This window comes from Bacillus sp. JST-5 (genome assembly GCF_057747715.1).
Genome location: NZ_JBYLHW010000007.1, coordinates 47,127 through 60,686, shown reverse-complemented (window position 1 = coordinate 60,686; position 13,560 = coordinate 47,127). Strand labels below are relative to the sequence as shown.

Below are 13,560 nucleotides of genomic sequence, written 5' to 3'. Positions count from 1 at the left end.
GTATAAAAGAATGACGGGGTTGCGTGTCTTTTTTTTGACCAAAATTGTATGAAAACCCCAACATTTATTATAGAGCCATTTTTTTAATATTGTTGGCTTACTAGTATTACATAATAATTGAAAAATAATAATATTGATGGTCCTTAAAAACATTGAAAAAATTGTGGATAAAAGATATAAGATGAAGGTTTTTTATGAGGACAAGGAAGAGAGGAGAAGCTAGGTAAGAAATAGAAAATTATCGATCTCTGTACTTTTTATGAGAGGGTAGAGAAATTGTCATTAATAAAATGGTTATAGCAAGTATAAACCCGAATAAATAAACAATAGAAAGAAATTTAAACCTTATTAAGGCGCTAAAAAAAGCTATAAAAAAATAAAAACTTGCTAATATGGAGAGCATTCTTATCGATTTTTTCATAATAAATTTCCTTTCATTTTTCCCTCGATACGTTTACTTCTTTATTTTACAATTTTACCATAATTCATTTATAAAGATATATCTCCAATATATCATTTTCAAATGTCGCTCTCATTTTTTTATCTGATATCGGAATCGGAAACGTTATTGTCCTTGTTTTAATTTTTGCTGAATCTTTTACTTTAATGTGAATCGATTGATTTTCTACAACTATTTCAATATCCTCCTTTTTAACATTTGGTAAAAGAGCCTCGACGATGAAATAATTTTCAGAATCATATAAATCTACACGGAAAATAGTTTCATCTAAATAAGAGGTTAAAGGGTCAAGAAAATATGAATCTAACCACTTTTCCATTTCCTCAGAATCAAAATTTTTCTTTTGGCCAATCATGTCCGATAACCCCCAAGGTGGTGTTAAAACATTTTACGCGAAAAATTTAAAAAAGTGACATTAAATTTTCGATTTGGACATGAACATAAGGCAGAAAATGATTATTTGTTAAGAAACTTCAGAACGACGATTGTATAAAAAAAGGATTGGTCACTACCAATCCCTTCATATTTGTAACAAAAAGATGAATATTCAAATTCTACAAAAAGATGTGGATCCCATCAATATTTATCACTAGGGGGTAACTTTCTTAATTAACGTTACATATCATGCCCTTGATGTTTTTTTTGTTTTGAGTGGTTTCGATTCTTCACTTTATGTGAACCGCTTAATGGAGCAGGTTGACTTGGATTGTCTCCTTTAGCCGCATTTTTTCTCATATCTTTATGATCATTTTTGTTCGTCATTATAAATCCCTCCTATTTTTTAAAGTAACAAACATAGGTAAAAATATTCGTATATTAAGTCATTAGGTAATTATTTTAGATTAGAGTTATAACGTGATTTTCCTGAACTTGCAATATTTAGTTGGACGTCTACAATTAAGGAATCTTTATTTAATGGTATTTTTCCATTTGTATTTATTTTCTTCCAAACATGATTTTCTTTTCGAAATAATACTTGAGATAAACGATAAACATCTGAATTTAGTTCTAATCCTTTGTGATAAGTATTTAATATTTGCTCTTTTATAATATTTTCCCCTTTTTTTGTAAGTTCTTCTAAAGGATAATCCGATTCTAATATATTGATGGTTGCTTTTGCTTTTAAAGATAGTTTAAATTTGACCTGTTTTCCCTTTACGATAGGGATGATCTTGTGTTTAACCTTATTAACAATGAGGGCATTATATTTATCAGAACCAACTTTTACGATTAACTGTTCACGAGTAAAATCTTTATTTAACCATTTAAGTCCTTCTGAATCTTTTTCTGATAGGTTTCCTTTAAATAATTCATCAATATGATAGATGGAGACACCTTTAAGACTGACAACGTCTAATGATCCTTTATTTGTTTTCCAAACTTTTTTTTCTATATGTAGCCTTGGAATGATGGCTTCATGGCTTGGTTCATTCAAATCAATGATAAAGTTCCTAATATCTTTGATTAGCATATATGAACTTTGGCCAAGTGTGTTTTCAGGACTAGCGAGTTTTGAAAAAGCTGTCGAAATTTGTAATGGAACGGTAAATAATAAAGCTTCCTCGAGAGATTGGTTAGTGGAATATAATTTAATCCTATACCTTGTTTCAGGATATCGGATAAGCAAGTCCAAAACTTCTTGCAACCCTTTTTTCAATAGTTCTTCCGTCACAACTAAGAATGTTAAATTACTCCAATAAACTTTTTGTTGAGTTGATTTATAAATTTGAAAAAGGGCATCATTAATATTTGTCGATTTTCCAATGGCTACTTCTGGATGGGTTTCATCTTTATTGTTTCCTCCTTCAATTTTTGCAAGACTTGATAAATTAATGAACTGTGCATATACAATATATTTTCCATCCTTATAATCTACCCCGAGTGCATGTACATATGACATATCTTCAGGAGGGATGGAATCGTAACAACCTGATAGAATGGAGATAGATAAAATGAATACAATCAACAACTTATTATTTTTCATCATTTTGATCCCCTATTCGAGTTTCATCTTTAGGTGATAAAAATCTTGGGCGCTTATTATATAAAAGAAACGGTACTTTAAAAAATGTTTCAAACATACTTTTCCCACTTGTTGTATCGAATGGAGCTAAATATGGGATTCCATAAATCCGAATACTTGATAGGTAGAGACCAAAGAAAAATATCGATAAAAAAAACCCAAAAAATCCTAATAAAGAAGATAGAATTAATACAAAAAATCTTAATATAGTAAGAGCGCCAATTAATGTTTGATTTATGAGGGTAAAACCAGCAACAACTGAGCTAGCCATAATGACAATCATAGCAGGACTAGCAATACCAGCACGAATGGCAGCATCACCAATGATTAATCCACCAACAACACTTAATGTTTGTCCAATAGAAGTAGGAAGTCGTAGACCTGATTCTCGAAACAGTTCAAATAAAAATAACATAATAAACGCTTCAAGAGCAGGACTTAGTGGAATACCCAATCGTGATTCAACAACGGTAGCTAATAGGGATAATGGTAGTTGATTTTGATGGAAAGAAGTAATCGCAACCCAAAAACCTGGAAGTAAGATTGACAGCATGAAACCTGTAATGCGAAAAAAACGTTCAATGATATTATAAAAATACGTATATTCTACATCTTCCGCACTTTTAAATAACAAAAACAAATTAGCTGGTGTAATAATGCTGAAGGGTATCCCATCAATTAAAATCGCAACTCTTCCTGTTAGCAGTGATTGAACGATAAAATCTGGTCTACCAGTATAATCATATCGAGGGAATAAACTTACTTTTTTATCAATAAATTCCATCAATTGTTTTCCACTATAAACGTTTTCAACTTTAATTTTTTTAAGTTTTTCTTCAATGGTTTTTACTATTTCCTCATTTGTAATATCCTTCATATATAAAATTTTTACTTCTGTTTTGGACCGTTCTCCAATTTTAAATGTTTTAGATAAAAGAGAATTTGTAGGAAGTCTTTTACGGATTAAAGAAAAATTCGTTGTAATATCTTCAATTAAGTTGTCTCTTGGCCCTAAAATAGCTATCTCCATATTGGAGGCTTCTGTAGTTCGATTCGGCTTATTACTACAATTGATAGAGATAAGAATATTTTCATCTTGAAATAAAACTAAAACATACCCGTTAAAAACTTTGTTCAATAAATCTTCAGTATCATCAATAAAGTCGATATAAAATGAATGAAATTCGTTTTGTAAGGTAGAAATTGATACATGATCCGTATGTTGTAAAAATTGTTCAATCGCTATTGGAATATCTCTTTTTACATTTTTCGAATCAACCATTCCATACGAGTAAATCAGTAAAACGGTATGGTTATGGAAGTGTATAGATTCAAAAATAATATCCGAATTATCCTTAAATAATTCTCTTAAAACTGATTCGTCATAGAGATGTTTTTTCATGATGTTTAACACTTCCTTTTTTCATGAAAAGAATGAGACATATTAATAATACAATTGCAAATAAGAAATAACTTGTAAAAGGAAGAATGTATTCTCTTAACAGTTGATAATAATAAATATCGCTTAACGGGAATAGAACAAATATAAAAATTATGATAGAGAACAACGATAGGGTTAAATATTTCATTTTATTATTTTTCGGTTGAAGAAGTTCGATTGCTAAAATAAAAATTAATGTGACACGTATAAAAGCTCCAGAAAGCCACTGATATATGGATAGGAAATCAAGATGTTCAACAAATCGTCCTAGTGATGCAATTCCCCATTGTTCATAAGCAGAAAATCTTTGATTCTTTGCCTCTATCGGACCAAATTCCACAATTGCTCCAATGGTCGGTCCTAATGATAACCATAACAAAAATAATGAATTAATAAACAAATGTTTATACTTGACTTTTCCTTGAATTTTATGTTGAAGCAATATAATAATAAACAATTCCACCATGGCCGATACTGGATAAACCATTCCTTTGATGACTGGTTGAAATCCATGTTCGAGAACAGGGGTTAATAAAGAGAAATCCTTATGTTTCATATTTGTTAAAGACACAAAAATTCCTAATAATATTACGATAGAAAGGATAAAAAAATTGAGAATGGCGATAGATCTTATTCCTGTAACTGCACCAAACACACATAATGATAAGAAGACAATAACAATAATGATTAGTGGAGTGTATCGTAAATAAGACACATTTGTCCAAGTTAATGTTTCTCTTGTAGTAATGATACCTACTCCAATTAAATAAATAGAAAGTAAAATTGAAAAAATTATACGTATGGGTTTCCCTGCACAGTTCTCTATGACTTTCATTAAATGATTACCTTGTGATTTTTTATAAATGTATATTAAAAGCCCAATCCAAAGAAAACTTAGAAGAAAGGCTAATATTAATGAGAGCCATGAATCTCGACCAGCCGTATACAATAGAGGACTAATGATTATGACGTGCATCTTTAATCCAACGGCCGTAATGATTAATAATGTTACATGGAATATGGAAATACTCCCATTTTGATTCAATTTCATCATCCTTTTATGATTGTGTTATTATTAACTAATCTTTCCAACTTTTATAGAAATATGTAATCGTATTGGAAATCTTATATAAGAAAAATCAATCAATAACGAAGAACTTATTCGATTCGAATTGAATAAATTCACTTTACTTACATATCCTAAAATTGCAATGTAGAAGGGGAGTGATCAATTGCCATATCACAAAGATAAACAGCAAGCATTTCAAGCAGCACAGCAAGGTGTTAACGAGGCTGAAAAAATTTACTTATCATTAGATAAAAATAGTCCTGAGTTTGCATCAGAATTAAGCCATTTAAAAAACGAAATTAATGAGGCATATCAACAAATAGAAAATGCTTTAGAAGTGGCGAGTGAACATCAACGAAATCGATTAGAACAATATAAAAAGGATCTTGAAAAAATAGCTTCTCAAGTAAATAAAGAAGAGGAATAAAGTTGATAAAAATTTAGATCCAAGTAAGGAGGAGTATCGATTGTCTCCTTCTTTTTTTCTTTAGTAAAAAGTAATGCCAGTGAAATTTTTTAAAAATTTACTGGCATTTTACAATAATAAGGAGAGTTTAATCTCTTCTTTTCATTGATTTTTCTTCCGTTTTTTATTAAATTGTCGTTGTTCAGGAGTCAACGGTTCATTCGACAATTCTTCATTATAACCTGCACCTTTTCCTTGAGCATTCGCAGCATTCATCCCAGGACGAACGTGATTCGCCCGACGTTTCGCCATTATTTTCACCTCCATTTTTATCGTGTCGCATAAAGTTTTCAACTATGTTAGCATTTAAAGGAAACAGATTTTTGACTACTGCAATAAGTAAAAATTATAAAAAACAATAACTTTATTGATATTTACTTATATGTCTATTTATATTAAGATTGTACTGTGAAAAGTAACATAGGAAAGATATGTATACTTGAACAGCTTCGAGCATTTCCTAAGAAGGGGGTATTATCATGGCGAATAATGACGTTTTTAACGCTAAAAAGTCATTTGATTTAAATGGCAAAACGTATCATTATTATCGTCTTTCTGCTTTAGAAGAAGCAGGCGTCGCAAACGTTTCAAAATTACCATATTCTATTAAAGTTTTATTAGAATCTGTATTACGTCAGGTAGACGGAAGAGTTATTACTAAAGAACATGTAGAAAATTTAGCAAAATGGGGTTCTGATGAAGTAAAAGATGCAGAAGTTCCATTTAAACCATCACGCGTTATTTTACAAGACTTTACTGGAGTTCCTGCAGTCGTAGATTTAGCGTCTTTACGTAAAGCTATGGCTGATATGGGTGGAGATCCAGATAAAATTAATCCGGATATTCCAGTTGATCTTGTAATCGACCATTCCGTACAAGTTGACAAATACGGTACGCCAGATGCATTAAAAGCAAACATGGAACTTGAATTTGAACGCAACGCTGAACGTTATCAATTTTTAAGCTGGGCGCAAAAAGCATTTAAAAACTATCGTGCAGTTCCACCAGCTACTGGTATCGTTCACCAAGTAAACTTAGAGTATTTAGCTAGCGTCGTTCATGCTGTGGAAAATAAAGAGGGAGAATTAGAAGCTTACCCTGATACTCTAGTAGGTACCGACTCCCATACAACAATGATTAATGGTATCGGTGTACTTGGTTGGGGTGTAGGTGGTATCGAGGCTGAAGCAGGTATGCTCGGACAGCCGTCTTACTTCCCAATTCCTGAAGTTATCGGTGTTAAATTAACTGGTGAACTACCTAACGGAGCTACAGCTACTGACTTAGCACTTAAAGTTACTCAAGTACTACGTCAAAAAGGTGTAGTTGGTAAATTCGTTGAGTTCTTTGGTCCTGGAGTTTCTAAATTACCTCTTGCTGACCGTGCAACAATTGCAAACATGGCTCCTGAATACGGTGCTACTTGTGGATTCTTCCCAGTAGACGAAGAATCTTTAGATTATTTACGTCTAACAGGAAGACCAGAAGAACATGTTCAATTAGTTGAAAAATACTTGAAAGAAAATGACATGTTCTTTACTCCTGATAAAGAAGATCCAATATATACTGATGTTGTTGAAATCAACTTATCTGAAATTGAAGCAAATCTTTCTGGACCAAAACGTCCACAAGATTTAATTCCGCTTTCTAAAATGCAAAAAGCATTCCAAGAGGCTGTAAGTGCACCTGCAGGCAATCAAGGGTTTGGTTTAGATGCAAAAGAACTTGATCGCGAAGTAACTTTCCAATTATCTAACGGTGAATCTGTCACAATGAAAACAGGTGCTGTTGCAATTGCAGCGATTACAAGTTGTACAAACACTTCAAACCCATATGTAATGCTAGGTGCAGGATTAGTTGCGAAAAAAGCGGTAGAAAAAGGGTTAAATGTGCCTAAATATGTAAAAACATCTTTAGCACCTGGTTCTAAAGTAGTTACAGGTTATTTAAAAGATTCCGGTTTACTACCTTATTTAGAAAAAATTGGATTTAACCTAGTTGGTTACGGATGTACAACATGTATCGGTAACTCCGGTCCATTATTAGAAGAGATTGAAAAAGCGATTGTTGAAAATGATCTTCTAGTTACATCTGTTCTTTCTGGTAACCGTAACTTTGAAGGACGTATTCATCCGTTAGTAAAAGCTAACTATCTAGCATCTCCACCATTAGTTGTGGCATATGCGTTAGCTGGTACCGTGAATATTGATCTTCAAAATGATCCAATCGGTAAAGATAAAGACGGTAACGATGTTTACTTGAAAGATATTTGGCCAACTACAGACGAAGTAAAAGAGCTAGTACAAAAAACAGTAACTCCAGAATTATTCCGTAAAGAATATGAACGAGTATTTGATGACAATGAACGTTGGAATGCAATCCAAACAAGCAATGACCCGCTTTACACATGGGATGAAAATTCAACATATATTCAGAACCCACCATTCTTTGAAGGGTTAACACCAAATCCTGATGAAGTAAAACCTTTAGAAGGATTACGTGTTGTTGGAAAGTTTGGTGACTCTGTAACTACTGACCACATTTCACCAGCAGGTGCGATTGGTAAAGATACTCCTGCAGGTAAATATTTACGTGAAAAAGGTGTTGAAATTCGTGATTTCAACTCTTATGGTTCACGCCGCGGTAACCATGAAGTAATGATGCGTGGTACGTTTGCTAATATTCGTATCCGTAACCAAATTGCTCCAGGTACAGAAGGTGGATATACAACTTACTGGCCAACTGGTGAAGTTATGTCCATCTATGATGCATGTATGAAATATAAAGAAGATGGAACAGGTTTAGTTGTACTTGCAGGTAAAGATTACGGTATGGGATCTTCTCGTGACTGGGCTGCAAAAGGAACAAACTTACTTGGAATTAAAACAGTTATTGCCGAAAGTTTCGAACGTATCCACCGTTCAAACCTTGTGTTAATGGGCGTACTTCCTCTACAATTCAAAGCAGGAGAAAATGCTGATACACTTGGTTTAACTGGTAAAGAAATTATTAACGTTCACATTGATGAAAATGTAAAACCACGTGATATCGTAAAAGTAACCGCTACTGATGAAAACGGAAATACTAAAGAATTTGAAGTATTAGTACGTTTCGATTCTGAAGTAGAAATTGATTACTACAGACACGGTGGTATTTTACGTATGGTTCTTCGCGACAAGTTAAAAGCTTAAATGAGATATGATCGGTATTTTCGTCTCGGATTCCGTTTATAAGTATTAATAATAATTCGTAATTAAAAAGAGGTGCCATTCGCACCTCTTTTTTACTTATTTAGCAAACAAATTACTATGAAAATGATATGTCTTTGTAAACAAATTCTCGATCGTTTACCACATCATTCTTCTTATAATTAGATATATTGGGCAATTAAAGAAAGAACAATTGAAAAAATACATATTTAGTTAACATAACGTAATTATCGTTAATTTTAATTCTAACCAAAACGAAGTTGAAAAATTGGGCACATCTTTTAAACATTTTTCATACGAGTAAATATAAAATAAATTTTCGAAAAGTTGTCATAATTGAAACCGTTTTTGGAAATAATGCATGATATGATAACAGTAAAGGAAGGTGAAGGAAATGAGAAGAATACGCAAGCGTTCTTTTGCCGAGTTAGTATTGGAAAATAAACGTGAGTTGTTAAAAGATGTGGAAGCATTAGAAAAAATCGAGCGAAAAATTGAAGAAAAACGTCTTCAAAAGGCTGAGTAAAATTGAAAAAGGAAAATCCTTTCACTTATATATCCCTTCTTATCGTTAAAAACTAACGGTGAGGAGGGAATTCATTTGAGTAATCCAAAAAAAGATTCAAAACATTTTCAACCTAATCATATTGGTACAAAGCCAAAAGGATTTGGTGGAAATAAAGGAAAAAAAATGCAGGATCAATCGGGAGAGCATGCACAAGTTCTACAAACTAAAGGTGAGTAATGAAAGTAGGTAGCCAAAGTAGTTTGAGTGGCTACCATTTGTTTGACTGGTAGTTTATTTATATTTTCAACTATTTCCTTCATAATTTAACACTAGTCGTAGAGAATAATATCGTACCCGAAATTTAAAGGAGGTCGCGATATGAACAATCAGCAAACTCCAAAACCAGATGATCGTTCAGATAATGTAGAAAAACTTCAGCAAATGATTCATAATACGATTGAAAATATGGAAGAAGCGGAAGAGTCCATGAAATTTGCCTCAGAAGAGCAAAAGAAGCAAATTCAAGCAAAAAATGAACGACGTCGCCAAAGCATTGAATCAATGCGAGATGAGATTAAAGACGAATATCGCGCACAACATTAAGGGTACAAGAATGGGAGCAGAAGGAGCTCCCTTTTATTTTTTCTTTCGTATACAAGTTTGTTCATTCATATGAAACTGTCAAATATGCTAAAATAAATGGTACAAATCAAAATAAGAAGTGATATGAGATGTTAAATAGAGAAAAAATTTTGCAACAAATAGAAAGATGGAATCAAGAACTTGCGACCGAAAAAAAGATTCAAAATGAGGATCTTCTTATTGAGTGGATAAAAAATAGTGAAACTATAATTTCTTTTTCATCAAGAGAAATTTATTCAAAGATATTATCCATCTTTGGTTTTCATTTATTACATAATGGTATCAGTCGTTCTGTTGTAAAGGTTTGGATGGAACAGGCTAAAGAATATGATCCAAATAATAAAGATGCGAGATCTTTCCTTCGTCATGAACTATCGTTTGAAAAGAAAACTCTTTTTTCCCATTTAAATTTTCCAATCATTCGAGAAACGGACAATCGCACATCGAAATTAAAGATAGCTAATCAATATGTTCATCAATGTCAAACATTTTTAGCAGAATCAGAATCCTTCTTAGATGAATTATACTTTGAAGAAGACGATGTTTTCATTCAAGAAATGAAACGAATTGTCGAACATGCAAGAAATGTAACTGCACAATTATTAAACGCTGCCAATCTGTATGTCGAATCGATTGCTGGTGTTTTTCATCATTCCGCCTATTTAGATGATATCCATCAATACTTAAAAGAATTAGAAGAATGGAAAAGTCGTTGGGAACAATTGTTTTCTGACTCCCTATTAAAAGAATCGAAAAAAAATGCTCTTGATGAATTAAATGAAATGATTGGCCTTCATTCAGTGAAAGAAAGGGTCCGTCAATTTTATCAGTTTTTAAAATATCAAAAAAAGAGAAAAGAATTAGGATTGCAATCTTCCGATGTCATTAGTTTAAATATGGTCCTTACTGGAAATCCGGGAACAGGAAAGACAACGCTGGCGAGATTATTAGCAAAAATCTATCATGAACTAGGTGTATTACCACGTGAGGAAGTAATAGAAACAAATCGTTCCCAACTAGTCGGTTCATTTGTCGGACAAACAGAAGAAAATGTAAGGACTATGGTAGAAAAAGCATTAGGAGGAGTCCTTTTTATAGATGAAGCTTATAGCTTGAAAAGGGAAGATGCTTCAGGAAGTGACTATGGACAAACGGCTATTGATACATTGGTATCCCTTATGACTGGGAATGAATACGGAGGAAAGTTTGCTGTGATTTTAGCTGGTTATCCAGAGGAAATGCGATCTTTTCTTCAAGCGAACCCAGGATTAAGAAGCCGCTTCCCTGAATCTAATATGATTGAGCTGCCCGATTACAGCAATGAAGAGTTAGTTAAAATCGGTGTGAAAGTAGCAAATGAAAATGATTACTTTTTAACGGAATCTGCGAAACGCGCCTTATCATATAAAATAGAACAAGAAAGAGTAGACCAAACATTCGGAAATGCTCGTGCCGTAAAAAATATTATATTGGATACGATTTTTCGAAAAGGATCACATTTTCATGAAGATACACCACAAATCTTTTCTCTTTCCATAATAGAAAGGGATGATTTGATCGATCGAGATAGTACTACTACAACTTCAACACCTATGGAAAAGTTGCATCAATTAGTTGGACTTGAATCGATTAAAAAAGAAGTAGAGTCATTAATTTCTTTTGTAAAAATTCAACAACACCGCAACAATAAAGGTCTTCCGACTGTACCATTACAAATTCATTCGGTCTTTACTGGAAATCCTGGTACAGGAAAAACAACCGTTGCTCAAATTTTTGCGGAACTGTTAAAGGAATGTGGATTGCTAAAACGTGGTCATTTAGTAACCGTTGGTCGAGCGGACTTAATCGCGGGATATGTTGGACAAACAGCATTAAAGACAAAGAAAATAATTCGTGAAGCACTTGGTGGAGTTCTCTTTATTGATGAAGCTTACTCTTTATTTCGAGAATCGTCCAATGACTTCGGTAAAGAAGCGATTGATACCATTGTTGAAGAAATGACCAAACATGATGAAAATTTAGTGATCATTTTAGCTGGTTATTCCAATGAAATGAAATGGTTATTGGAAAGCAATCCCGGTTTAAAATCGAGATTTAAAAAGTTTTTCCATTTTCCTGATTATTCACCTTTAGAATTAGGTACGATTATGAAAAACATAGCGAAACAATATGAGTATCAACTAAAAGAAGATACTTTAGATGCAGTCGTGAAAAAAATAGAAGATTTGCGACCAAGTGGAAATGGTCGTTTTGCCGAAAATTTAATACATGCAGCGATCCAACAACAAGCAGTTAGACTTGCACAAACTTTTGAGGAAATATCTGATCAAGAATTAAAAACCATTCAATTGCAAGATATATTAAACGCTTGGGAACAGTTAAGGAGTGGAGAAAATCTATGACATTAATGGCACAAGAAAAAATTAAAGTTCGATATGCGGAAACCGATCAGATGGGTGTTGTTTATCATGCCAATTATTTAGTTTGGATGGAACTAGGAAGAACGAAATTAATTGAGGAATTAGGCTTTAGCTATGCCAAAATGGAAGAAGAAGGGATTATGTCTCCAGTCATTGACATTCAAGCAAGTTATAAAAAACCTTGCCGTTATGGGGAAACAGCAACGATTCATACGTGGATTGATTATTATGATGGATTGCGTGTGACCTATGGTTATGAAATATATACCCAATCTGGTGAGTTATCAGTATCTGGTTATTCGAAACATGTATGTGTGAAAAAAGAAAATTTCCGCCCGATTTCCATAAAGAAATACTTTCCAGATTGGCATGAAGCGTACGAAAAGGCGAAAAAAGTCGAAGGGTGATGGAATGGCATTTGGAATTAAAAAACAAGACTTACTAGAATGGAAAAGAAAAATTGATGATGGTGAAATTGCGTTTCTTACCCACTATTGGATCGATGAAAGATTCCCAAACTGTACGACTGTAACAAAGGTAGGTTGCCAAGATTTGAATCAATTAGCAGAATGGGGAAAAAAGTATGGGTTGAAAAAAGAATGGATCCATCATCGAAAAGACGGCTATTCCCATTTTGATTTATTAGGGGAAAAACAAAAAGAAATCTTACGAAAAGAAGGATTAGAACATCATATTTTCAAAAACGCCAACTAAGCAAGCTTAATAAAGCTTGCTTTATTTTATGAAAAAATAATTCAGAAATTTAATTAATATTGTTATTTATTACAATAAAAGGAATTTTTAATATTTACAAAATTGGAAAAAATATTATAAAATTTCATTGTACCGGTACTACTAAATAATTGAAGAGGAATAAGGAATGAAAAAAATAACAAAAATATTTATTTTTACTTTTCTGCTTTTAAGTATGTATGGATTATCTGATAATGAAGCAAAAGCAATTTATTTGAATGTTTCACCTTCTAATCAAACAATAAACGGATATACTGGGACAGCAACTTGGAATTTAGGATGGGGTGGAGGACAATCATATTATAATGTTTATTTTAGACAACACAATGATGAAAAAAAATATAATTGGCAGTTAATCTTAGATAAAACTAGTAAAACATCCTATACTCATTCAAAATCATATGACTTACCTGCAGGAAAATCTTATGTATATTGGTACCCTAGTTTTAGTGTACAAGATTACTGGGGTGCTTATGTTAGAAAAGATGTTCAAGTATTTCAAAGACTATATTTATAGTAACATTACGTTGTTTCATAGATTTAATTAGAATATTAATAGTAGAAATACT

15 protein-coding genes are annotated in these 13,560 nt (G+C 32.5%); 9 read left to right on the top strand and 6 right to left on the bottom strand.

The genetic code is table 11. From position 1 onward, the window contains the following. Positions 1 to 485: 485 nt before the first annotated feature. The 5 genes from AC3ASS_RS03290 to AC3ASS_RS03270 all read right to left on the bottom strand — a co-directional run bounded on the left by AC3ASS_RS03290 (position 486) and on the right by AC3ASS_RS03270 (position 4,969). Positions 486 to 815 carry an Hsp20/alpha crystallin family protein gene (locus tag AC3ASS_RS03290; RefSeq protein WP_488282081.1) on the bottom strand — a complete coding sequence of 110 codons (330 nt, stop codon included), beginning with the start codon at positions 813 to 815 and terminating at the stop codon, positions 486 to 488. Between the two features lie 260 nt (positions 816 to 1,075). After that, positions 1,076 to 1,222 (bottom strand): small acid-soluble spore protein P, encoded by a 147-nt coding sequence (locus AC3ASS_RS03285; RefSeq protein ID WP_488282080.1) that lies wholly within the window; start codon positions 1,220 to 1,222, stop codon positions 1,076 to 1,078. A 70-nt stretch (positions 1,223 to 1,292) separates the two neighbouring features. Next, positions 1,293 to 2,444 carry a Ger(x)C family spore germination protein gene (locus AC3ASS_RS03280; RefSeq protein ID WP_488282079.1) on the bottom strand — a complete coding sequence of 384 codons (1,152 nt, stop codon included), beginning with the start codon at positions 2,442 to 2,444 and terminating at the stop codon, positions 1,293 to 1,295. Beyond that, positions 2,434 to 3,885 (bottom strand): spore germination protein, encoded by a 1,452-nt coding sequence (locus AC3ASS_RS03275; protein WP_488282078.1) that lies wholly within the window; start codon positions 3,883 to 3,885, stop codon positions 2,434 to 2,436. Before AC3ASS_RS03275 ends, AC3ASS_RS03280 begins: the two co-directional genes overlap by 11 nt. After that, a complete protein-coding gene (locus AC3ASS_RS03270; protein WP_488282077.1) occupies positions 3,866 to 4,969 on the bottom strand; it encodes a GerAB/ArcD/ProY family transporter in 1,104 nt (367 codons plus the stop codon). The genes AC3ASS_RS03275 and AC3ASS_RS03270 overlap by 20 nt, the downstream gene beginning before the upstream one ends. A gap of 187 nt (positions 4,970 to 5,156) precedes the next feature. Between AC3ASS_RS03270 and AC3ASS_RS03265 the strand changes: the two genes are divergently transcribed. Beyond that, positions 5,157 to 5,420 (top strand): hypothetical protein, encoded by a 264-nt coding sequence (locus AC3ASS_RS03265; RefSeq protein ID WP_488282076.1) that lies wholly within the window; start codon positions 5,157 to 5,159, stop codon positions 5,418 to 5,420. Between the two features lie 141 nt (positions 5,421 to 5,561). On the opposite strand, the gene sspO is transcribed toward AC3ASS_RS03265, so the two are convergent. After that, positions 5,562 to 5,711, bottom strand: a complete 150-nt coding sequence (sspO, locus tag AC3ASS_RS03260; RefSeq protein WP_488282075.1) for a small acid-soluble spore protein SspO — start codon at positions 5,709 to 5,711, stop codon at positions 5,562 to 5,564. Positions 5,712 to 5,938: 227 nt separating this feature from the next. Here sspO and acnA point away from each other — a divergent pair, with 227 nt between their 5' ends. The 8 genes from acnA to AC3ASS_RS03220 all read left to right on the top strand — a co-directional run bounded on the left by acnA (position 5,939) and on the right by AC3ASS_RS03220 (position 13,508). After that, the gene (gene acnA / locus AC3ASS_RS03255) at positions 5,939 to 8,650 is read left to right on the top strand and encodes an aconitate hydratase AcnA (protein ID WP_488282074.1); all 2,712 of its coding nucleotides are present in this window, start codon (positions 5,939 to 5,941) and stop codon (positions 8,648 to 8,650) included. 412 nt (positions 8,651 to 9,062) lie between these two features. After that, positions 9,063 to 9,194 carry an FbpB family small basic protein gene (locus tag AC3ASS_RS03250; RefSeq protein ID WP_488282073.1) on the top strand — a complete coding sequence of 44 codons (132 nt, stop codon included), beginning with the start codon at positions 9,063 to 9,065 and terminating at the stop codon, positions 9,192 to 9,194. A gap of 75 nt (positions 9,195 to 9,269) precedes the next feature. Then, positions 9,270 to 9,413: an acid-soluble spore protein N gene (locus tag AC3ASS_RS03245; RefSeq protein WP_488282072.1), complete on the top strand. Its 144-nt coding sequence runs from the start codon at positions 9,270 to 9,272 to the stop codon at positions 9,411 to 9,413. Between the two features lie 141 nt (positions 9,414 to 9,554). Continuing rightward, positions 9,555 to 9,779 carry a small acid-soluble spore protein Tlp gene (gene tlp / locus AC3ASS_RS03240; protein ID WP_488282071.1) on the top strand — a complete coding sequence of 75 codons (225 nt, stop codon included), beginning with the start codon at positions 9,555 to 9,557 and terminating at the stop codon, positions 9,777 to 9,779. 128 nt (positions 9,780 to 9,907) lie between these two features. Continuing rightward, on the top strand, positions 9,908 to 12,220 hold the full coding sequence (locus tag AC3ASS_RS03235; RefSeq protein WP_488282070.1) for an AAA family ATPase: 2,313 nt from the start codon (positions 9,908 to 9,910) through the stop codon (positions 12,218 to 12,220). A 5-nt stretch (positions 12,221 to 12,225) separates the two neighbouring features. Next, positions 12,226 to 12,645: an acyl-CoA thioesterase gene (locus tag AC3ASS_RS03230; protein WP_488282086.1), complete on the top strand. Its 420-nt coding sequence runs from the start codon at positions 12,226 to 12,228 to the stop codon at positions 12,643 to 12,645. Between the two features lie 4 nt (positions 12,646 to 12,649). Continuing rightward, on the top strand, positions 12,650 to 12,952 hold the full coding sequence (locus AC3ASS_RS03225; protein ID WP_488282069.1) for a hypothetical protein: 303 nt from the start codon (positions 12,650 to 12,652) through the stop codon (positions 12,950 to 12,952). Positions 12,953 to 13,118: 166 nt separating this feature from the next. After that, the gene (locus AC3ASS_RS03220; RefSeq protein WP_488282068.1) at positions 13,119 to 13,508 is read left to right on the top strand and encodes a hypothetical protein; all 390 of its coding nucleotides are present in this window, start codon (positions 13,119 to 13,121) and stop codon (positions 13,506 to 13,508) included. Positions 13,509 to 13,560: the final 52 nt, after the last annotated feature.